This window comes from Erwinia typographi, assembly GCF_000773975.1.
Taxonomy (GTDB): Bacteria; Pseudomonadota; Gammaproteobacteria; order Enterobacterales; family Enterobacteriaceae; genus Erwinia; species Erwinia typographi.
The window spans coordinates 154,447-174,544 of the sequence record NZ_JRUQ01000055.1 but is presented as its reverse complement, the minus strand read 5'-3'; the positions used below and the strand labels follow the sequence as shown (position 1 = coordinate 174,544).

The following is a 20,098-nucleotide window of genomic DNA, read 5'->3' as shown; positions in this document are numbered from 1 at the left end:
TTTTTCCTGTCCGTTAAGGCTTGATGACCAGCCAGTCGGCGAAGTGCCAGACGTTTTCACCGCGAGTGACGGTAATAGTCGGCCACGCGCCGCTATCGGTCAGGCGCTGCTGGCCTGTCGCCGTGAGTAGCACCGTCTCTTCACTTTTCACGCCCGGAAGCGTCGGGTTCCACGCGAGGGCCTGGTTTTCACTCAGGTTACCCGGCGTTTCTTCAGTGATAATAAAATCCCGACAGCCATAGCCAGCGGGGCCGCCCTGATGATGCGCCTGCCAGGCATCGGGAAAGCCGTGACGGGCGTAGCTGGCCTTGATAGCGCGGAAAATATCCTGCCAGCGGCGGCCCGGTTCTGATGCGGCGAGGATATCTGCATGGATTTCAGCCAGCGTGATTAAATGCTGGCGGCTCGCGGCCGAAGGTTCACCAACGTGTACCATCCTGGTGATACTGATATTCAGCCCCTCCCGCTCAGCCCCGAGGGTTATCAGCATTTGCCGCTGAAGCTGCGTCGGCCCAGGCACGGGATGTTTAAACTGGCTGATGCGCCGATCGGCGGCTATCAGCGTGCACACGGGACGAATAGCCAGCGGCAGGCAGGCGGCATAAATGTCGGCTTCTACCGCCTGCTCGGTCATTCCCGACCGCACGCGACGCGCCACCGTTTCAACAACCTGTGCCACCTCTTTGCCTAATTGCGCGAAACGTTCACGTTCGGCAGGATTCAGCCCGATACGCAACTGTACCAGCTCCGCCTGCACGTCACGCGCGTTGACAACCGGCATATCGCTTCCCAGCCGGCCCGGTGACAAGTCAGCCAGCACGTCCGCCAGTGAACGATACCAGGGGTAGCTCAGCGTGATGACGCCAAAAGGGAGCGATTCCTCTGCCAGAATTCGCGGCAGTTCATTCTCCGGCGCGATTAGCGTTACGGCATCTGCGGCGATCAGCAGGCTGGCAACGCCAGTTTCAGCCCGGTCGACCACGTAAAAGGAGGCTCCCTCGGTCAGCCAGGCGATGTTATCGCGGCGGGTAAGCAGTAGCCCCTCGAGCTGTTGCTCCGTCAGGGCTTGCCGCAGGCGTTGAAGTTTATCCGTCATGCCACCGCCTCCTGCTGTTCAGATTGCAGGCGTTCGTTACCCATAATCAAATCGGCCGCGCGATGCGCAACGGCCATCACAATGGCATTAGTGTTGCCGCTGATAATGTTAGGCATCATTGAAGCATCCACTACCCGCAGGTTTTGCACGCCACGCACGCGCAAATCTGGATGCAGCACCGCCAGAGGATCGTCATCCCTGCCCATGCGGCAAGTTCCTACCGGGTGATAGCCCGTTTTCACCATTCTCCGGCAATGGGCGGCGATGTCTTCCTCTGAGGAAATATCCGGGCCGGGGAAGATCTCTTTGGCCACCATGCCGCGCAGGGGTTCTGCGGCAATCACTTTTCGCGCGAAGCGGAGGCCGCCCAGGGTGGTAGCCAGGTCATCAGGATGACCAAATATTTGCGTATCGACCTGTGGCGGCGCGACGGGGTCGCGGTTACGCAGCGTCACGCTGCCGGTAGCCTTCGGGCGCAGCAGCAGGGAGTTGACCGTAACGCCATGATCAGGATCGGCGCCCAGCACGTCACGATCCAGATAGATAGTTGGCACGCAAAACATCTGAATGGTTGGCGTGGCCCGGAAGTCGGTTGGGTTGAAGAAGGCGCAGGTTTCGACGCCGGTAGTGGTGACCGGTCCGGATTTAAACAGCAGATACTGCAACCCGGCTTTGATCAGCGGCCAGCCTTTGTCCTGCCCGTAGTAGCCAAACGCACCGTTAGTGGTAGCAACAACCGGAACTTCATAATGGTCCTGAAGGTTCCGGCCTACGCCGGGCAGCGCATGGCGCAGTGCAATCTCGTGCCGCGCCAGTTCCGCTTCCGGACCGATGCCGGACAGCATCAGCAGCTTCGGCGTCTGGTAAGCGCCCGCCGCCAGGATCACCTCACGGCTGGCCTCTGCCCGCTTTTCTTTGCCCTGGCGTCGGTACGCCACGCCAACGGCTTTATCCCCTGCAAACAGGACTTCGCTGACGCTGGCATGCGTTTCAATGGTCAGATTCGGGTCGTTTTGCAGCGGGGTGATAAAAGCGTCCACTACGCTGCAACGCTTGCGCGTTGTCCAGTCAATGGTGTGTTGCATAAAGCCGACGCCAAAGGGATTGCCGTTATTGAAGTCCGGCGTGTAGGGAATGCCCAGCCCCTGCATTGCCTTAACGTAAGCCCGACTGAGCGGACTGAAATGGCCGAGGTGGGAGACCTTCATCGGCCCGCCTACGCCATGGAAGGGAGCGCCGAGGTGGTCGTTATCCTCAATCGCCATAAAATGCGGCAGCAGCGAAGAAAATGACCAGTCAATACCGCTACCGTCGATAGCGCTGTTCCAGTCAGCATAGTCCTGCTCATGGCCCCGCATATAAACCATGGCGTTGACGGTAGAGCCGCCGCCCAGCACTTTTGCCTGCGGCACAATCACTCCCCTGCCGTCCAGCTGCGGCTGCGGCTCGGTCTGATGCATCGTCAGGTAAGCATCGCTGGCGAGGAATTTCATATAGCCAGCCGGCATTTTCAGCACCGGGTCGTAGCGCCCGCTGCCCGCCTCCAGCAGCAGGACGCGAGCGCCCTGCTCACGCACCAGTCTGGCGGCGACGATGCAGCCAGAGCTGCCGCCGCCGACAATGATGTAGTCATAGTTGCTCATCGAATATTCCTTTAATCAGAGACCGCTGAATCCAGTATGCGTACTCGTGCCGCTGCCGGGTTGTTTTGCTCACCGGGATCGAGTGGGCTGAGCAGGAAGAACCAGGAGATCAGTGCGCTGACGATATACAGCGAGGCGTAAACCCAGATAACGCCGGCGGTGCCAAACAGCGCATTCAGAATGCCGTACAGTGCCGGGCCGAAGAAGGTAGACAGCCCCGCCGCAAAACAGTAAATCGCCATCGAGTTCCCTTTGTCCTTCTTATCGCACAGCGAGGAAAACAGTGCGGCGGCAGGAACATAACCGCACAGCGTAATGCCATAAAGGCAGGCGAACACCACGCTGAGGAAAAAGTTGCCGTGACTCCACTGCGGGACGAAGTACATCAGCAGCATCGAGATAGCCGAACCGATGCCGCCGAAGAAGGTCAGCACGCGACGCCAGCCAATCCGATCGCTCAGCTTGCCGATCACCGGGTTAAAGCTCATGCCGACCAGGCCCATGATGGTGATCAGCGTCAGATATTCGGTCTGACTGAAGCCGATTTTGGTGAAGAACCCCGGTAAAAAGATAAAAAAGCCAAAATAGGGAGTGGTGTTGATGATACGCACCACCGCCGCTGCGGCAATGCGCGGGCGACGCCAGAGGATATCAATACCGCCCATCAGCGTTTGCAGCTTGCTCTGGCTGCGGTGCGCGGGGTCCAACAGCGGCGCACGCCCGGTTCGCTCTTTCACCGCCACCAGCATCAGCAGCGCGCCAAGAGCTACCAGGCATAGCGACAGCCAGAAGGTGGCATATTCGCCAATGACCTTGATAGAGAAGATGGCAACCAGCGAACCCAGCGTGGGTAGCCCACCGGTAAACGCCAGCCAGAACCAGCCGGTGGCTGAACCGCGCATCTCTGCCGGCGCCGCGGCCTGAATCCATACCAGAAAGGCATAGGCAAACATTGGATAAGCTACGCCGCGCAGGCCGTAGGTCAGCGCGGTCAGGACCACGCTCTTATTCGGTAAGGCGAAGCTGAGGAACAGGATCTCAAAGATAATCCAGATAGCCGCGCCCAGCAGCATCACGCGGCGCGGCCCATAGAGGGTGGAAAGAGAACCGGCCAGCCAGGAACCGAGCGTTACGGTAATGCCGTAGAAGGCGATCACCGTGGCTGCGATATCCAGCGAGAAACCGTTCTGTTCCAGATAGGGAGCCAGATAGTTGGACTCTACGCCGTCGCCGATCATAAAGATCAGCACCGCGATATAGCCCATTGCAAGGCCGGGCGGAATGCCAAGCCGGTTCAGTATTGGGTGAGCAGAGGATGGGTTGGTCACAGGTTTTTCCCTTCGGTCGTTATAGTCGTGCGTTAGGGTTGGTCTTTTCCGGCGGCTCAGCGAGCGTGCCGGAGGCTTTCCTGGTGGTCTCTCTCCTTCAGATAAAGCAGCCGCTCTCCCGGCATCATCAGGTGAAATTTATCGCCGGGATAACGCTTCATGATGTAATCCACGAACCAGGCGGGGTTGTCGCGGTTACAGCTGAACAGGTCGTAGTGACAGGGCAGCAGCAGATCGCAGCCAAGCTGGTGATTTAAGTCTGCGGCATCACGAAAACTCATATTGGGCAGGATCCCACGAGCGCCTCGCGCATAATCACCGCCGTTAATCGGTAAAACGGCGATGTCGGGCGCAAGCTGTTGCATCTCTGCCTGCAATTCTGCGGTGACCAGCGTGTCGCCGCTGTGCCAGAAGCGGATCTCGCCACAGGTGATGAAGTAGCCGAGAAAACGATCGTGTCCTTCGGCGTTTTTTTCATACTCGCTGTGGGCGGCGGCAATGGGCAGCACCTGAAACGCGCCAATCTGGAAAGCTTCCCCGGTAATGGCCGCCCTGACGTTGTCGCGTAAGTGAGGATTGTCTTGCCTCAGCGTTGTGGCATCTGGCGAAGGTATCCAGAACGGCATGGTGGGCGCAGCAGCAGCCAGCGGCTCCAGCGTGGCCCTGTCCATGTGGTCATCGTGAAAATGGCTGATCAGCACCGCATCGCAGACTTTCAGCGCCTCAGGCGGCAAGACCGGCGGAAACAGGCGAACGAATTCGGTCCCCGGATTATTTCGTTCAATGGCATCGCTTAAATAAGGATCGATAGCCAGCAGATCGCCCGCCGCGTTTTTCAGCACCATCCCGGACTGCCCCAGACTCCAGACGGCCAGCGCATTTTCCGGGACCTGGGTAAAAGACAGTTCGTCAGCCAGCTGTTGCCGGGGGCGAAGAGTGAAGCGCATCGGTGATTTTCCTCATACGGTTGTCGATGGTCAGGCTGAATTCTGGCGGAAAGTCTCAGCGGTGGTTGAAGAGCGGGTCACAGAACATAGTTAACAGTGTTTAGTAAACTCAGTGAATGACTTGCCCGACCTTGCCAGTATGGGCATGCTGCATAACCGCATGAGGAGAAACGGGCAGATGCTTAGCAGCGGACTGAATAATCAGCAGATACGTCATCTCAATAAACAGCTATTTATGCGTCAGATGTGGCGACATAAGCGTCTGAGTAAATCGCAGATGGCGCGGCTTACCGGCCTGTCGACGCCCGCAGCCGGGAAAATCTTGCAGGAGCTGGTGGACGAGGGGCGGCTGTGGCATTCCAGCCAGAATCTGAGCAATCGTGGACAAAATAGCGGCAGTTTTCAGCTCCCGGAGTCGGGTGACTGGACGCTGTGCATGAACATTACGCCAACCCGCATTGAGTGCCTGATTGCCGATGCCAGGCTGATACCTCAGGGGGAGTATCAGCATCGGGCGATCGCTATTGCCAGACCCGAACAGTTGCTGGATGAGATTGAAGCGCTGTGGCAGCAGCAGCGCAGGCGCTGGCCCGATCGCACCATCAATCTGGCGCTGGCCGTACATGGGCAGGTTGACCCGGTGACGGGCGTTTCGCAGCATATGCCGCAGGCGGCATGGAAGAAGCCGGTTGAGTTAAAGTATCTGCTGGAAGAGCGGCTGGGTGTCCAGGTGCGGGTGGATAATGACTGCGTGATGCTGGCGCTGGCGGAGAAGTGGCTGAACAGCGGCCATCAGGCTGACTTCTGCGTGATTAATGTCGATTACGGCATCGGTTCTTCCTTCGTCATTAACGGGCTAATTTATCGCGGAAGCCTGTACGGTAGCGGGCAAATAGGCCACACCATCCTCGACCCTAACGGTGCGCCGTGCAGCTGTGGCCGCCATGGCTGTCTGGAAACGGTGGCGTCTCTTTCCGCGCTCAAGCAGCAGGCGCGGTTGCATACGCAAAATCACGCCACGCCCGGCACTGCGCAGCTTCTGCGTGAGTGGCATGCGGGGGAACCCTGGATTCAGGACTGGGTGGAACAGTCGGCAAAAGCAATCGGTATGAGTCTGTATAATTTCCTTAATATTCTGAATATTAATCAGATTTGGCTTTACGGCCGCAGCTGTGCCTTTGGCGAATCCTGGCGTAAAACGCTGGTGCAGCAGATTGCCTTCAACCCGTTTGACCAGCAGGACAGCCCGAAAATCAAAGCAACCCACATTCAGTTTGGTCAGCTCGATCGCGCCAGCCAGATCCTTGGGATCGGCTATTTGTATGTTGAAGGCGAAGGGAGTGCCTGATCCTGAAAAAACTGCTGGCAGGTGTCGGGTCGACTCTGAGAATAATTGAGAACATGTCATTTACAGCTATAGACTGCACAGTCACTTATATCACTAGCTATTTTGGAATCTGAGAAAAGCATGAACGATATTGAAATGGGAAAGACCGCTCAAATGAATACACGCAAGATATGAGGCCCCCCTCTCGATATCAAGCGGTAGTTCGTTCATTCCATGCATCTGTGTACTGAATATTACCGTCTACATAGTTCCATGTTATTTTCTCATAGCGTAGCTCTAGTCGCTCCATATGGTTACATTTTTCCACTGTTTTTGTGTTATACATGACAGGAGTAACAGCGACTACTTTCACATTTTCAAGAAACATATTAAAGTATTCCACCTCCTGACCTGCATCATTAATTTTGTACCATTTAATTTCAGCACTTTGAAGTGATTGGCCTGTTGCTACTGCTTTGTATAGGTATGGTGTTGAACTATCAAACTCTTTTTCGATTATCATGGGCGTATGAATTCTTGTTCCTGTAATCTTCCCTGTATTGTTATCTGTTGGAATATGTAAACCGTGCCCAAAACCAATAACTTCTATACTTCCTTCACGGTATCTGGCGTCAGATGAACCTTTAATAAGTGCTCCACCATCATCTTTCAGCCACAGGTGAGAGGGAATAGCCATAGAAAAACTCCTTTTAATCATAAAGCCAATGGCCAGCTTTAGCTGATTCCACAAGCATTTTTAGGGTTAGTGGTTCGGGTTCCACCCACCTCCACTTGTTTTGTTTAGAACGCAGGGAGTTAATTGGTATAAATGTCTCTTCATTAGGCCAGTACTTAGCGAACGAGAACTCCCTTCTATCCACTTCAAAAGTGTCAAAAAACTGTTCAAGAATTTCCACCGCATCTTCGTTAGCCCACGGATATTTACCTGTAGAAAGGCTGGTATCCAGTGTCAATACTGGACGTTTAAATAAGGGAAAAATGGGTTTGTTCCAGCATTCTTGATACCAATTTATGACTTGTTGTTCAATGTTGCATGAATAGCTCATTAAGTACCTACCACAGACGGTCGGATGGATGTGCAATAGTATTATATTTTTTTACTGCTTTAAAAGTAATGGTTGACACGTCAACGGCTAAAATTACCCAACCAACTAATGGTATAGTCCTTCCTACAAATGTTCCTAATCTCTGAGTCATAATCCTTTTAGCATTAGGAGGAAAACCAATCCATGTCGGTAGCCTTACTGGCATCATTCGGCTTCGAAACAATCTTCTTGAATAGACAGATGCGACCGAGGTACCGGCGGTCGCTCCAGCCAGCTTCCCCGCTACAGTAACGCTGTTTTATCCCAAATAAATTCCTGTCACGGCCGCGATATCTGTGATACCAAAATGATCCAACGTTTCATCAATCATTATCCAGAAGAACAATTCACCTGCACTCAGATTTGATGTTCCATCATAGAAGTACGTTCCGTTTAGTTCTTCTACCGTATCCATACGTTACCTTGCACCTCCTGTTGATATTCCTGTAATACTATAACTGGTAGGTATGAATCAAGAAAAAGATAGAGATAAAAATAAAAAAATAAACGATGATAGAAATAAGTTATCAGCTTTCGGTATATGTTGCCAAAGCATCATCATTAGAAATAATTGATCGAATCTCGCTTAATCATTTGCAGTACTGCTTAATGAAACTATTGGTATAGTTTTTAAATAGCCTTTCAAAACCTTTTTTGTTAACTTAAAGTTTGAATTTTTTAGCCACTCACACCGAAAGTGAAATTTTTATATCTATTTACCTCAATATTGTAAGCAATATCGTTTTCATTCTGGCTGTTAGCACTAGCCTTATCCAGTAGCTGCAGGCATTGCGGGTCGATATGTCCAGCCGACATTTACGCCAGGCCCCTCATTTTTCCTGAGAATCTCCCTACTCTTCATATTGCTGTATAAATTTTGCGAGGAGATGGGTAAAATCCCGCGAAAAATGCTGTGCAGAACAGGAAATGAGTAATGTCGCAAAACACAACAATGGCGCCCCGGGTCGGATTTGTTTCGCTCGGCTGCCCTAAAAACCTGGTCGACTCCGAGCGGATCCTCACCGAGCTGCGGACCGAAGGGTATGAAGTCGTACCGCGTTATGACGATGCCGAAATCGTGATCGTCAACACCTGCGGATTTATCGACAGCGCGGTACAAGAATCGCTGGAAGCGATCGGTGAAGCACTGAATGAAAACGGTAAGGTGATCGTGACCGGCTGTCTGGGCGCGAAAGAGAACCAGATCCGGGAAGTGCATCCAAAGGTGCTGGAGATTACCGGACCACACAGCTACGAGCAGGTACTGTCGCACGTTCACCACTACGTGCCGAAGCCTCAGCATAATCCGTTTCTTAGCCTGGTGCCGGAACAGGGGGTGAAGCTGACGCCGCGCCACTATGCGTATCTGAAGATTTCGGAAGGCTGCAACCATCGCTGCACCTTCTGCATCATCCCCTCAATGCGCGGCGACCTCGACAGCCGCCCAATTGGTTCTGTGCTGGACGAAGCCAGACGCCTGGTTGAATCCGGCGTAAAAGAGCTGCTGGTGATCTCTCAGGATACCTCGGCCTATGGTGTGGACGTTAAGCATCGTACCGGGTTCTGGAACGGGTCGCCGGTGAAAACCAGTATGGTCAGCCTGTGCGAGCAGCTCGCGAAGCTGGGCGTGTGGGTTCGCCTGCACTACGTCTACCCTTACCCACATGTGGACGACGTCATTCCGCTGATGGCGGAAGGTAAAATCCTGCCCTATCTGGATATCCCTCTTCAGCACGCCAGCCCGCGCATTCTGAAGCTGATGAAGCGCCCTGGCGCGGTGGAACGCACGCTGGAGCGTATCAAGCGCTGGCGCGAAATCTGCCCGGACCTGACGCTGCGATCGACCTTTATCGTCGGCTTCCCTGGCGAAACGGAACAGGACTTCCAGATGCTGCTCGACTTCCTGAAGGAAGCGCGGCTGGATCGCGTAGGCTGCTTCAAATACAGCCCGGTCGAAGGCGCTACCGCTAATCAGCTGCCGGAGCAGGTGCCGGAATCGGTGAAGGAAGAGCGCTATGAACGCTTTATGCAGCTACAGCAGGCGATTTCTGCCGAACGTTTGCAGGAGAAAGTAGGCCGTGAAATTCTGGTGATTATCGACGAAGTGGATGAAGAAGGGGCTATTGGCCGCAGCATGGCGGATGCGCCTGAAATCGACGGCGCGGTCTACCTGAACGGCGAAAAGTCCCTGAAGCCGGGCGATGTCGTTCGCGTGATGGTGGATAACGCCGACGAATACGATCTCTGGGCTTCGAAGATTTAAGCCCGTTGCGAAAAAAAGGCCGCCGTCTGGCTTATGCTGTCGGCGGCTTTTTTATCTGCGCTCCCTGACTATCAGCGCCTTTCCTCTGGTGCGCCAGCACTTCTTCCCTCTCAGGTCTTCAGCTTAGGATCCAGCGCATCACGCAGGCCGTCGCCCAGCAGATTAAAGGCCAGCACCGTCAGGAAAATCGCCAGGCTGGGGAACACCGCCACATGCGGCGCCATCACCATATCGGCGCGGGCTTCATTCAGCATGGCTCCCCACTCAGGCGTGGGCGGCTGTGCGCCTAACCCCAAAAAAGACAGGCTGGCGGCGGTGATAATTGAGGTGCCGATGCGCATGGTGAAATAAACCACGATCGACGAAATGGTGCCGGGCAAAATATGCCGCAGGATGATGGTGAAATCTGATGCGCCGATACTGCGAGCTGACTCGATAAACGTCAGGTGCTTCAGCACCAGAGTATTACCCCGAACGAGGCGGGCGAAGGCCGGAATGCTGAAGATAGCCACCGCCACAATAACGTTGGACATACCGGACCCCATAATCGCCACTACCGCAATAGCCAGCAGAATCCCCGGAAAAGCGAACAGCACGTCGCTGATGCGCATGATGATCCGGTCCCACCAGCCTTCGTAGTAACCCGCCATCAGCCCCAGCACCGTGCCAATGGCGGCGCCAATCGCCACGGAAAAGAAGCCGGAAATCAGCGACAGCCGCGTCCCTACCAGCACCCGGCTGAAAATATCGCGGCCCAGCGAATCAACGCCAAACCAGTGCATCATCGATGGGCCTTCGGTCAGCCGATCGTAATCAAAGTAGTTCTCGGCATCAAACGGCGCAATCCACGGTGCCAGCACCGCCACCACAATCAGCAGCAGCACGAACACGCCTGCCGCCATCGCTACGGGCTGGCGGCGAAAGCGTCGCCAGAACTCCCGCCAGGGCGTTCGCACGCGATGTTGGTTAATCGTTGGCATCGCGGTGAGCGCCGCGCTACGTCGCCAGTTTTTCATCGCATATCCTTATTTGTAACGTATCGCGGGGTTGATGGCGGCGTAAAGCATGTCCACAACCAGGTTAATAAGAATAAATTCCAGCGAGAACAGCAGCACTTCAGCCTGCACCACCGGGTAGTCACGCATTTCTACCGAGTCCACCAGCAGGCGCCCCAGACCGGGCCAGTTAAAGACCACTTCCACCACGATCGAGCCGCCCAGCAGGAAACCAAACTGGAGGCCCATCATGGTCACCACCGGGATCATCGCGTTGCGCAGACCGTGCTTCACCACCACCAGCGTTTCACGCACGCCTTTGGCGCGCGCGGTACGCATATAGTCTTCCTGCATTACCTCGACAAAAGAGGCGCGGGTAAAGCGTGCCATAACGGCCGCCACCGCTGCGCCAAGCGTGATCGAGGGTAAAATGTAGTGCTTCCAGCCGTCGGCGCCAACAGTAGGCAGCCAGCCCAACTCCACTGAGAACAGCTGCATCAGCAGCATCCCGAGCGCAAAAGCCGGGAAGGAGATGCCGGAGACGGCCAGCGTCATGCCGAGGCGGTCAGGCCAGCGGTTGCGCCAGACGGCAGAGGCAATGCCGATCGTCATACCAAAAATGACCGACCACACCATGCTGCTCAGCGTCAGCCACAGCGTAGGATAGAATCGGGCCGCAATTTCAGCTGAAACCGGCCGCTTTGACACCATTGAATGACCGAAATCGCCCTGCACGGCGCTACTGATAAAGTGCCAGAACTGGTGGATCATTGGCTGGTCCAGTCCCAGTTGCTGCCGCACCAGCGCCACCACGGTGGCGTCAGCTTCCGGACCGGCAATCAGCCTCGCCGGATCGCCCGGCAGCATATGAACAAACAGGAACACCAGCACCGCGACAATCAGCAGCGTGGGGATCAGTCCCAGAATGCGTCGGATAAAATAGTTGAGCATGCGTCATCCTGCGCCGCAGACGGCCGCGCCTCTCGTTTGAGAGGCGCGGCCGTCCATAGCGGGGTTTACTTCAGATCGGCGTCGTCAAAGCTGAACGAGGTGTCCGGCATGACGTAGAAGCCCGTCAGATTTTTGGTATTGGCCGAAACCAGCTTTTCGACCACCAGCGGCACCCACGGCTGTTCCTTCCAGATAATGTCCTGCGCATCTTTGTACAGCGCGGCCTTTTTCTCTCCGTCGGTGGTTTTTAACGCATCGGCCAGATCGCTATCCACTTTCTGGTTGCTGTAGAACGCGGTATTGAAGATGGTTGGCGGCCAGGACTGGGTGGCAAACAGCGGCGTCAGAGCCCAGTTAGCCTCGCCGGTGGAAGCCGACCAGCCGGTGTAGAACAGGCGCACGCCGCTCTCTTTCTGTCCTTTATCTTCCACCTCTGCCGCACGCTGGCCCGCGTCCATCGCGGTGAGGGTGGCTTTAATGCCGACCTGCGCCAGCTGCTGCTGGGTGAACTGCAATACTTTCTGCGCAGTGCTGTGGTTATGCGACGACCACAGTGTAGTGGTGAAACCGTTCGGGAAGCCAGCCTCCTTCAGCAGCTCACGCGCCTTAGCCGGGTTGTATTCCGGGGCCGGATAAGCCTGAGAGTATTGAATAGCAGGAGGAACAATGCCCGTTGCCGGGGTGGCATAGCCCGCAAACGCCACTTTCACCAGCGCCTGGCGGTTGATGGCATAGTTAATGGCTTCACGCACTTTCGGGTTGTCGAACGGCTTCTGGGTAACGTTAAAGCTGATGTAACGCTGCATAATCGAGGGAGAGGTCACCAGATCCAGCTTTGGATTCTTCTCCAGCAGTTTTGCCTGCTCGTAAGGGATCGGGAAGGCAAAGTTCGCCTCGCCGGTTTGCAGCATCGCCGCGCGGGTGTTGTTATCCACCACCGGACGCCAGGTGATGCTGTCCAGCTTCGGATAGCCTTGCTGCCAGTAGCCAGCGAATTTCTTCACTTTGACAAAATCGGTCTGGTTCCAGGTCTCCAGCTCGTACGGCCCGGTGCCAACCGGGTGGAAGCCAATCTCCTTGCCGTACTTTTTCAGTGCGGTTGGCGAAATCATCGCCGCAGCCGGGCTGGCCAGCGTATTGATAAAGGCGGAAAACGGCTGCTTCAGGGTGATTTTCACCGTGGAGGGATCGATCACTTCCGTCGTCGCTATAGATTTAAAAAGGTTATAGCGCTTCAGATGGTTATCAGGATTGCTGGCGCGATCCAGGTTGACCTTCACCGCTTCGGCATTGAAGTCGCTGCCGTCCTGGAATTTAACGCCGTTTCGCAGCTTGATGGTGTAGGTCAGCCCGTCTTTGCTGGCATCAACACTCTCAGCCAGCACGTTGACCAGCTTCATGTCTTTATCAAAGCCAAACAGGCCCTGATAAAATGACTTGGCGACCGCCTGCGACAAAGTATCGTTTGCGTCGTAGGGATCGAGCGTAGTGAAGTTGGAGCCAACGGCGATCACCGCATCTTTCGCTGCCCAGGCAGGAACGGCGGCAACGCTGCCTAACAGACCGGCGGCTAACAGTAACTTACGTTTGCTATGAATCATCATTTTGCGTTCATCTCCTGAAGTCCTTGTTGTTGTGCAGCAAAATCAGGCACCGCCAATCGCATGGCGGGCTACATAGTGTCCGGCGCTCACTTCAATCAGCGGCGCCACGACCGGTTCGTCCCCTAAGGCACGGATCGGGCTGGGAATTTCTTCTACCAGCAGTGCCCTTTCGCGGCGTCGATGACTGGGATCGGCCACCGGCACGGCTGACATCAGCTTGCGCGTATAGGGATGTTGAGGATTTTCAAAGACAGACTGGCGAGGGCCGATTTCCACAATCTGTCCAAGATACATGACCGCCACGCGATGGCTAATCCGCTCAACCACCGCCATATCGTGAGAAATAAACAGGAAAGCTATGCCAAACTCACGCTGGAGATCGAGCATCAGGTTGACGATTTGAGCCTGAATAGAAACGTCCAGCGCCGAGACGGACTCATCGGCAATCACCACCTTCGGGTTAAGCGCCAGCGCACGCGCAATACAGATCCGCTGGCGCTGCCCGCCGGAGAATTCGTGAGGATAGCGCCGCGCGTGTTCCGGCAGCAGGCCAACCCGCTCCAGCAGCCATGCCACGCGCGCTTCCGCTTCCTGCCCTTTTGCCAGACCGTGAACCAGCAGCGGCTCCATTATCGAGAAGCCAACCGTGAGCCGGGGATCAAGCGACGCGTAGGGATCCTGAAAAATAAACTGGATATCCCGCCGCAGATGGGACAGCGCCGGGCCGGACAACGTGTCGATGCGCTTGCCGTTGAAGGTAATGCTGCCGCCCTGACTCTCAACCAGCCTTAGCAGCGACCGACCGGTGGTGGATTTTCCGCAGCCGGACTCGCCAACCAGTGCCAGCGTTTCGCCAGGTCTGAGGTCAAAACTCACTTTTTCTACCGCATGAACGCGTCGCGTGACCCGATTAAACAGGCCGCTACGGATATCAAAGCGGGTGACCAGCTCCCGAACCTGTAAAACCGGTTCGGCCTCCGGCGACACCGTGTCCTGCGGCACCTCGATCGCATCATGTTTCTGCGGTGAGAGCAGGGGAAATTTAGCCGGGAAAGGGTGCCCGGTCATGGAGCCGAGTTTAGGCACCGCGGCCAGCAGCGCCTGAGTATAAGGCTGCTGCGGGGAGGCGAAAATGTCCTCAACCGGACCGGTCTCCACCACGTCACCCCGGTACATCACCTGTACCCGGTCGGCCATTTCAGCCACCACGCCCATATCATGAGTGATAAAAATCACCCCCATCTGCATCTCTTTTTGCAGCACGCGGATCAGCTGTAGGATTTGCGCCTGAATCGTCACGTCCAGCGCCGTGGTCGGCTCATCGGCAATCAGCAGCGCCGGTTTGCAGCACAGCGCCATCGCAATCATTACCCGCTGACGCATCCCGCCGGAAAGCTGGTGCGGAAAGCGCGAGAGCACGTTTCTGGCTTCAGGAATACGCACCAGGTCGAGCAGCCGTTCCGCCTCTTTCAGCGCCTCACGGTGGCTTTTGCCCTGATGCAGGCGAACAGACTCGGCAATTTGTTCCCCTACCGGAAAAACCGGATTCAGCGAGGTCATCGGCTCCTGAAAAATCATCGCCATATCAGCGCCGCGAATACCGCGCAGCTGGGACTGGCGCGCGCCTGCCAGATCGATGACCCGATCGTTTCGCCTGCGTAGCCACATCTGGCCACTGTCGATCCTGCCGCCACCCTGCTCCACCAACCGCATCAAAGCCAGCGAGGTAACGGATTTTCCCGAGCCTGATTCACCGACAATAGCCAGCGTTTCGCCGCGCTGAACGTCCAGCGACAGGTTTTTAACCGCCTGCACCACGCCCTCCTCCTGACGGAAGCTGACGCTGAGATTTCTGACTGAGAGCACCTGCCCGGCAGGCAATTCGGGGGTTGCCGACATCCTTCTTCCTTATTTTTCGCGGTAAATACCGATGTTAGGCGCATCGCCAACGTAGCCATAGCCGCGATACATCCCTTCACTGTTGAAGGGCAGCGCCACGTTGCCCTCACGGTCAACGGCTATCACACCGCCGCTGCCGCCCAGCACCAGAATTTTTTCCATTACCACGCGGTCGCTGGCTTCTTTCAGCGACAAACCGCCGTACTCCATCAGCGCCGCGATATCATAAGCGGCCAGCGTGCGCATAAAGACTTCGCCAGTGCCGGTGCAGGAAACCGCCACGTTGGCATTGTTGGCATAGCAGCCCGCGCCAACGATCGGAGAATCCCCTACGCGTCCTGGCTGTTTGTTGGTCATGCCGCCGGTAGAAGTCGCGGCAGCAAGGTTACCAGCCAAATCCAGCGCTACGGCACCTACCGTGCCGAACTTGCGATCCGCATCAAGCGGATCGTCAGAGGTGTGCGCCGCGCCGTCGTGATCCAGCATCACGCCTTCGGATTGCAGCGCACGCTGTAACTGCTCCCGGCGTTCAGAAGTGGAGAAGAAGTCCGGGGACACCATCTCCAGTCCCTGGGCCGCAGCAAATTTCTCGGCCCCTTCGCCGGTAAACATCACATGCGGGCTGTTTTCGAGCACTGCGCGGGCAGCCAGCACGGGATTACGCACGGTGCGAACGCCAGCAACGGCGCCCGCCTCCAGCGAACGACCGTCCATCACGCTGGCGTCCAGCTCGTGGCTGCCCTGATGCGTGAACACAGCGCCTTTACCCGCATTAAACAGCGGACACTCTTCCAGCAGCCGCACCGCTTCGGTGACGGCCTCAAGCGCGCTGCCGCCGCTGGCGAGGATCGCCTGACCGCTGGCAACAATTTCCGACAGGGCCTGAATATAGCGCTGCTCTTTCCCGGCGCTCATGCTGGCGCGCGCGATTGCGCCCGCACCACCGTGGATAGCAATAACTGCTCTGACCATAATCTGATAACCCTGCGTGCCAAATCAGCATGAAAAACACTGAGTTAGATTGAATTTGTTAAGTATTAAGCCGTTTTCGACTATAGGCAGGCTGTAAAGTGATGTAAAGCAGAATGTTCGCTGGCTGATAATAACGAAATGTTCTATGTCATACCTCCGCTGGGGGTTTGCGTGACCAGAGGGGGAAATCGCGCCATAATAACATCATCTGATTAGATGCCTGCCTGACCGTTCGGGCACGCTGGAGACTTTATGGAAGCCTTTACTGCGGGTTTGATCTCGCTTGACGATGCGCTGGCACTCATGCTGGCGGCCATTACCCCTGTTACCGAAACGGAAACGCTGCCGATTACCTCGGCCGCCGGACGGATTACCGCCTGTGCCGTGACCTCCCCCCTTGACGTGCCGCCTTTTGCCAACTCGGCGATGGACGGCTATGCGCTGAAGATGGCCGATCTGGCCGCTCAGCCACTGAAGGTTGTGGGCAAAGCCTTTGCCGGCGCACCGTTTAAAGGTGAATGGCCGGCGGGAAGCTGCGTCCGTATTATGACCGGCGCGCCGATCCCACCAGGCACCGAAGCCGTGGTGATGCAAGAGCAGGTCGGGGAAGATGGCGACAGCATTCGCATCCTGGCCGACGTGATCGAAGGACAGAATATTCGCCTGGCTGGCGATGATATTTTGCAGGGCGCTACGGTGCTGCGTACAGGTACGCGCCTCGGCGCGGCGGAGCTACCGCTTCTGGCCTCGCTTGGCATTGCAGAAGTGCAGGTGCGGCGCAAACTGCGCGTTGCTCTGTTCTCCACCGGCGATGAGCTTCAGCCCGTTGGGCAGACGCTGGCCGAGGGACAGATTTACGACACCAACCGTTTTGCCGTCCGTCTGATGCTGGACAAGCTTGGCTGTGAAACGATCGATCTGGGCATCATTCCCGACGATCGCGAGGCGCTGCGCGAAGCGTTCAGGCTGGCTGACGGCCAGGCAGACGTGGTCATCAGCAGCGGCGGCGTGTCGGTAGGCGAGGCTGACTACACTAAAAACCTGCTGGAAGAGCTCGGTGAAATCAGCTTTTGGAAGCTGGCGATCAAGCCGGGCAAACCCTTTGCTTTTGGCCGCCTGAGCAACAGCTGGTTCTGCGGCCTGCCGGGCAATCCGGTTTCCGCCGCCCTCACCTTTTACCAACTGGTGCAACCTCTACTGGCCAAGCTGACCGGGCAACAGGGGCCTGCGCTTCCTCCCCGCCAGCGCGTGAAGGCGGCTACAGGATTGAAGAAGTCTCCCGGACGCCTGGATTTCCAGCGCGGCCATCTGCGGCGTAATGCTCAGGGAGAACTTGAGGTTCACACCACTGGTCCGCAGGGTTCGCATGTCTTCAGCTCGTTCAGCCAGGCCAATTGCTTTATCGTACTGGAGCGCGATCGGGGGAACGTTGAGGTCGGTGAGTGGGTAGAGATCGAGCCGTTCAATAGCCTGCTGGAGGGCTGAGATGCTGCCAGAGCTCAGCGATGAAGAGACCCTGCGCTACAACCGCCAGATTGTGCTGCGCGGCTTTGATTTCGACGGTCAGGAAAAGCTGAAGGCGTCAAAAGCGCTGGTTGTCGGCCTTGGCGGCCTGGGCTGCGCAGCCAGCCCTTACCTGGCATCGGCTGGCGTGGGGCACCTCACGCTGTTGGATTTCGACACCGTGTCGCTCTCCAATCTCCAGCGGCAGATCCTGCATCGCGATGACCAGATTGGCGTAGCGAAGGTGGAATCTGCCCGCCGCCAGCTCAGCGCCATCAACCCGCTAATCGCTATTGAGGCCATCAGCGAGCGGCTCAGCGAGGAAAAACTCGCTGAGCTTATCAGCCGCCATGATGTGGTGCTGGACTGCACGGATAATGTAGCCACCCGCGAGCAGCTGAACAGGCTGTGCCACAGCAGCAAAACGCCGCTAATCTCCGGGGCGGCAATCCGCATGGAGGGGCAAATCAGCGTCTTTCGCTGGCGGCAGGATGAGCCCTGCTACCGCTGCATCAGCCGCCTGTTTGGCGAGGCCACCCTAAGCTGCGTGGAGGCTGGGGTCATGGCACCGCTGGTGGGGGTGATCGGTTCGCTTCAGGCCATGGAGGCTCTGCGGGTGCTGACGCAATATGGCAGCGCCGTGCCGGGAAAACTGCTGATGTATGACGCCATGACGCTGCAGTTCCGCGAGCTGAAGCTGCAAAAAGATCCGGCCTGCGAAGTCTGCGGTCGCGAGCATTAATTAGCTCAGTTAACCTTCCCCTGGGCGTTTTGACCTACCCGCGCCCACTCAGCTGCTTTTTTCAGAAGGAAAAACAACGCGCTTTTCTGGCGGACACTATAGTTAGGATACGATAATGTCCGTGAAAGAGAGAGTTTTGTTAATGACTGGAGAGCCTCCTCTACACCCTGATGCCAGCATGTTGAACCTGCGGCGGATGCTGATCGTCTTCCTGCTGATTATTAGCGGCGCAGTGCTGTTGGTCTCAGCCTGGGTAGTGGTCAACACATGGCAACGCATGGTTAATGAGACTCAGAACGATGCGCGCAACCTGTCTCAGTCGGTGGCTCGCCAGTCGGAAGATTCAGTGATGCAGGTGGAGCTGACCCTACAGGATTTGCGCGACCGCATCACCCTGGTCGGTCTGGATACTGAACGGCAGCCCTATTTGCAGGCGCTGCTGATGCAGCGCAAGGCTTCCCTCCCACAGCTTCACGGACTGTTTATCTACGATAGCCAAGGCAACTGGCTGGTCACCTCTGAAGGTGCGGTCCGGCAGCACAGCAACAACAGCGATCGGGCATATTTTCGCTATCATCAGCACAATACCGATCCGGGCCTGCATATCAGTGAGGTGATCCACAGCCGGTCAACGGGCGATCTGATCATCCCTTTATCCATGAGGCTGAACAACAGCGACGGCTCGTTTCGCGGCGTGCTGCTGGCTACCCTGCGGATTGACTACTTCCGGCAGATTTTTGGCTACTACAATCTGGGTGAGCGAGGTCTGATGGCGCTGATAGTCAACAATGGCGATATTCTCTATGCCCGCCCTTTTCCGGACAGTACCATCAACAAAAATATCTCCGAAAGCCCGCTTTTTACCGATCTGCTGAAAAGAGCGCCGAGCGGCACCGCCACCTATACCGCCGCGCTGGACGGCATTAAGCGGGTGTTTGGCTACGCCAGCCTGAAGCGCTATCCGCTGGTGGTGACCGTCGGCTTTGATCGCAAGCAGCTGGTACACGCCTGGTTTACCGACCTGCTGGTGTATCTGATCCTTTGCTGCCTGCTGATGATGGTGATCTTCGCGCTGGGCTACTTCCTGCTGCGCAATCTCAGCCAGAATATCCGTGACCAGGCCGAGCTGGCTCAGGTCCGCGAGCAGCTGACCGTCATGAACAACACGCTGCAAACGCTGGCGCTGGTTGACGGCCTGACCGGGTTGGCAAATCGTCGGCAGTTCGATCTTTATCTCGACCGCAGCCTGGAGCGCGCCAACAAATTAAGAAAGCCGCTGGCGCTGCTGATGATCGACGTCGACACCTTTAAGCGTTTTAACGACACTTACGGCCACCTGGCTGGCGATGACTGTCTGAAGCGAGTTGGAGACGCTCTGCTACGGGTCTCGCACCGATCGGACGACCTGATTGCGCGCTATGGCGGCGAAGAGTTTGCGGTGATCCTGCCCGGCAGCGATCGTGAAGGCGCCGCGCGCTTTGCCCGTTCCGCGCTGGAGGCCGTGGCAGCGCTCGGCATTCCCCATCTGAATAGCGATCACCAGGCAAAAATTGTCACTATCAGTATTGGCCTGCACGTCATGCAGGGCGGCCTGTCGGAAAGCACGCGCCAGGCACTGATTGGTCAGGCGGATAAGGCGCTGTATCAGGCGAAAGCCTCAGGAAAGAACCGTATGGACGAGACATAGAACGACGAAGGGGAAACAAGAAAGGGCAGATTTCT

The 20,098-nt window shown here is 56.4% G+C and carries 16 protein-coding genes and 1 pseudogene; 5 read left to right on the top strand and 12 right to left on the bottom strand.

Annotation, left to right across the window (positions count from 1 at the left end):
- Positions 1-13: 13 nt before the first annotated feature.
- Genes NG99_RS19670 through NG99_RS19655 form a run of 4 tightly spaced genes read right to left on the bottom strand, consistent with a single transcriptional unit; the run spans position 14 to position 5,014 of the window.
- Positions 14-1,096, bottom strand: a complete 1,083-nt coding sequence (locus NG99_RS19670; RefSeq protein ID WP_034896655.1) for a M24 family metallopeptidase — start codon at positions 1,094-1,096, stop codon at positions 14-16.
- Positions 1,093-2,739 carry a GMC family oxidoreductase gene (locus NG99_RS19665; protein ID WP_034896653.1) on the bottom strand — a complete coding sequence of 549 codons (1,647 nt, stop codon included), beginning with the start codon at positions 2,737-2,739 and terminating at the stop codon, positions 1,093-1,095. The genes NG99_RS19670 and NG99_RS19665 overlap by 4 nt, the downstream gene beginning before the upstream one ends.
- An 11-nt stretch (positions 2,740-2,750) precedes the next feature.
- A complete protein-coding gene (locus tag NG99_RS19660) occupies positions 2,751-4,067 on the bottom strand; it encodes an MFS transporter (RefSeq protein ID WP_072017624.1) in 1,317 nt (438 codons plus the stop codon).
- Between the two features lie 56 nt (positions 4,068-4,123).
- Positions 4,124-5,014 carry an MBL fold metallo-hydrolase gene (locus NG99_RS19655; protein ID WP_034896650.1) on the bottom strand — a complete coding sequence of 297 codons (891 nt, stop codon included), beginning with the start codon at positions 5,012-5,014 and terminating at the stop codon, positions 4,124-4,126.
- Positions 5,015-5,192: 178 nt separating this feature from the next.
- On the opposite strand from NG99_RS19655, the gene NG99_RS19650 reads away from it, so the two are divergent.
- A complete protein-coding gene (locus NG99_RS19650) occupies positions 5,193-6,362 on the top strand; it encodes an ROK family protein (protein ID WP_034896649.1) in 1,170 nt (389 codons plus the stop codon).
- Between the two features lie 190 nt (positions 6,363-6,552).
- Here the strand turns inward: NG99_RS19650 and NG99_RS19645 are convergent, their stop codons facing one another.
- The 3 genes and pseudogenes from NG99_RS19645 to NG99_RS19635 all read right to left on the bottom strand — a co-directional run bounded on the left by NG99_RS19645 (position 6,553) and on the right by NG99_RS19635 (position 7,862).
- On the bottom strand, positions 6,553-7,038 hold the full coding sequence (locus tag NG99_RS19645; RefSeq protein WP_034896647.1) for an Hcp family type VI secretion system effector: 486 nt from the start codon (positions 7,036-7,038) through the stop codon (positions 6,553-6,555).
- Between the two features lie 13 nt (positions 7,039-7,051).
- Positions 7,052-7,408, bottom strand: coding sequence for a DUF1493 family protein (locus NG99_RS19640; RefSeq protein WP_034896645.1), 357 nt, complete (start codon positions 7,406-7,408; stop codon positions 7,052-7,054).
- A gap of 7 nt (positions 7,409-7,415) precedes the next feature.
- A pseudogene (locus NG99_RS19635) lies at positions 7,416-7,862 on the bottom strand (STM2901 family protein).
- 519 nt (positions 7,863-8,381) lie between these two features.
- Between NG99_RS19635 and rimO the strand changes: the two are divergent.
- On the top strand, positions 8,382-9,710 hold the full coding sequence (gene rimO, locus NG99_RS19630; RefSeq protein WP_034896643.1) for a 30S ribosomal protein S12 methylthiotransferase RimO: 1,329 nt from the start codon (positions 8,382-8,384) through the stop codon (positions 9,708-9,710).
- 110 nt (positions 9,711-9,820) lie between these two features.
- Here the strand turns inward: rimO and gsiD are convergent, their stop codons facing one another.
- From gsiD to NG99_RS19605, 5 genes are all read right to left on the bottom strand, one after another.
- Complete coding sequence (gsiD, locus tag NG99_RS19625) at positions 9,821-10,726, bottom strand: glutathione ABC transporter permease GsiD (protein WP_034896641.1); 906 nt, start codon at positions 10,724-10,726, stop codon at positions 9,821-9,823.
- A gap of 9 nt (positions 10,727-10,735) precedes the next feature.
- Entirely contained in the window at positions 10,736-11,656 is a 921-nt protein-coding gene (gene gsiC / locus NG99_RS19620; protein WP_034896638.1) for a glutathione ABC transporter permease GsiC, read from the bottom strand.
- A gap of 65 nt (positions 11,657-11,721) precedes the next feature.
- Positions 11,722-13,257, bottom strand: a complete 1,536-nt coding sequence (gene gsiB, locus NG99_RS19615) for a glutathione ABC transporter substrate-binding protein GsiB (RefSeq protein WP_034896695.1) — start codon at positions 13,255-13,257, stop codon at positions 11,722-11,724.
- Between the two features lie 45 nt (positions 13,258-13,302).
- Complete coding sequence (gene gsiA, locus NG99_RS19610; protein WP_034896636.1) at positions 13,303-15,159, bottom strand: glutathione ABC transporter ATP-binding protein GsiA; 1,857 nt, start codon at positions 15,157-15,159, stop codon at positions 13,303-13,305.
- Between the two features lie 9 nt (positions 15,160-15,168).
- Positions 15,169-16,131, bottom strand: a complete 963-nt coding sequence (locus NG99_RS19605; RefSeq protein WP_034896634.1) for an isoaspartyl peptidase/L-asparaginase — start codon at positions 16,129-16,131, stop codon at positions 15,169-15,171.
- Between the two features lie 252 nt (positions 16,132-16,383).
- On the opposite strand from NG99_RS19605, the gene moeA reads away from it, so the two are divergent.
- The 3 genes from moeA to NG99_RS19590 all read left to right on the top strand — a co-directional run bounded on the left by moeA (position 16,384) and on the right by NG99_RS19590 (position 20,063).
- The gene (gene moeA, locus NG99_RS19600) at positions 16,384-17,616 is read left to right on the top strand and encodes a molybdopterin molybdotransferase MoeA (protein ID WP_034896632.1); all 1,233 of its coding nucleotides are present in this window, start codon (positions 16,384-16,386) and stop codon (positions 17,614-17,616) included.
- A 1-nt stretch (position 17,617) separates the two neighbouring features.
- Positions 17,618-18,376: a molybdopterin-synthase adenylyltransferase MoeB gene (gene moeB, locus NG99_RS19595; protein WP_034896630.1), complete on the top strand. Its 759-nt coding sequence runs from the start codon at positions 17,618-17,620 to the stop codon at positions 18,374-18,376.
- Positions 18,377-18,518: 142 nt separating this feature from the next.
- On the top strand, positions 18,519-20,063 hold the full coding sequence (locus NG99_RS19590; RefSeq protein WP_034896627.1) for a sensor domain-containing diguanylate cyclase: 1,545 nt from the start codon (positions 18,519-18,521) through the stop codon (positions 20,061-20,063).
- The last annotated feature ends 35 nt before the right edge of the window (positions 20,064-20,098 follow it).

Coding starts and splice junctions, on each gene's coding strand:
- NG99_RS19645 (WP_034896647.1), bottom strand. CDS start 7,038: ATGGCTATTCCCTCTCACCTGTGGCTGAAAGATGATGGTGGAGCACTT.
- NG99_RS19640 (WP_034896645.1), bottom strand. CDS start 7,408: ATGAGCTATTCATGCAACATTGAACAACAAGTCATAAATTGGTATCAA.
- gsiC (WP_034896638.1), bottom strand. CDS start 11,656: ATGCTCAACTATTTTATCCGACGCATTCTGGGACTGATCCCCACGCTG.
- moeB (WP_034896630.1), top strand. CDS start 17,618: ATGCTGCCAGAGCTCAGCGATGAAGAGACCCTGCGCTACAACCGCCAG.
- NG99_RS19670 (WP_034896655.1), bottom strand. CDS start 1,096: ATGACGGATAAACTTCAACGCCTGCGGCAAGCCCTGACGGAGCAACAG.
- rimO (WP_034896643.1), top strand. CDS start 8,382: ATGTCGCAAAACACAACAATGGCGCCCCGGGTCGGATTTGTTTCGCTC.
- NG99_RS19605 (WP_034896634.1), bottom strand. CDS start 16,131: ATGGTCAGAGCAGTTATTGCTATCCACGGTGGTGCGGGCGCAATCGCG.
- gsiD (WP_034896641.1), bottom strand. CDS start 10,726: ATGAAAAACTGGCGACGTAGCGCGGCGCTCACCGCGATGCCAACGATT.
- moeA (WP_034896632.1), top strand. CDS start 16,384: ATGGAAGCCTTTACTGCGGGTTTGATCTCGCTTGACGATGCGCTGGCA.
- NG99_RS19590 (WP_034896627.1), top strand. CDS start 18,519: ATGACTGGAGAGCCTCCTCTACACCCTGATGCCAGCATGTTGAACCTG.
- NG99_RS19655 (WP_034896650.1), bottom strand. CDS start 5,014: ATGCGCTTCACTCTTCGCCCCCGGCAACAGCTGGCTGACGAACTGTCT.
- NG99_RS19650 (WP_034896649.1), top strand. CDS start 5,193: ATGCTTAGCAGCGGACTGAATAATCAGCAGATACGTCATCTCAATAAA.
- gsiB (WP_034896695.1), bottom strand. CDS start 13,257: ATGATTCATAGCAAACGTAAGTTACTGTTAGCCGCCGGTCTGTTAGGC.
- NG99_RS19665 (WP_034896653.1), bottom strand. CDS start 2,739: ATGAGCAACTATGACTACATCATTGTCGGCGGCGGCAGCTCTGGCTGC.
- gsiA (WP_034896636.1), bottom strand. CDS start 15,159: ATGTCGGCAACCCCCGAATTGCCTGCCGGGCAGGTGCTCTCAGTCAGA.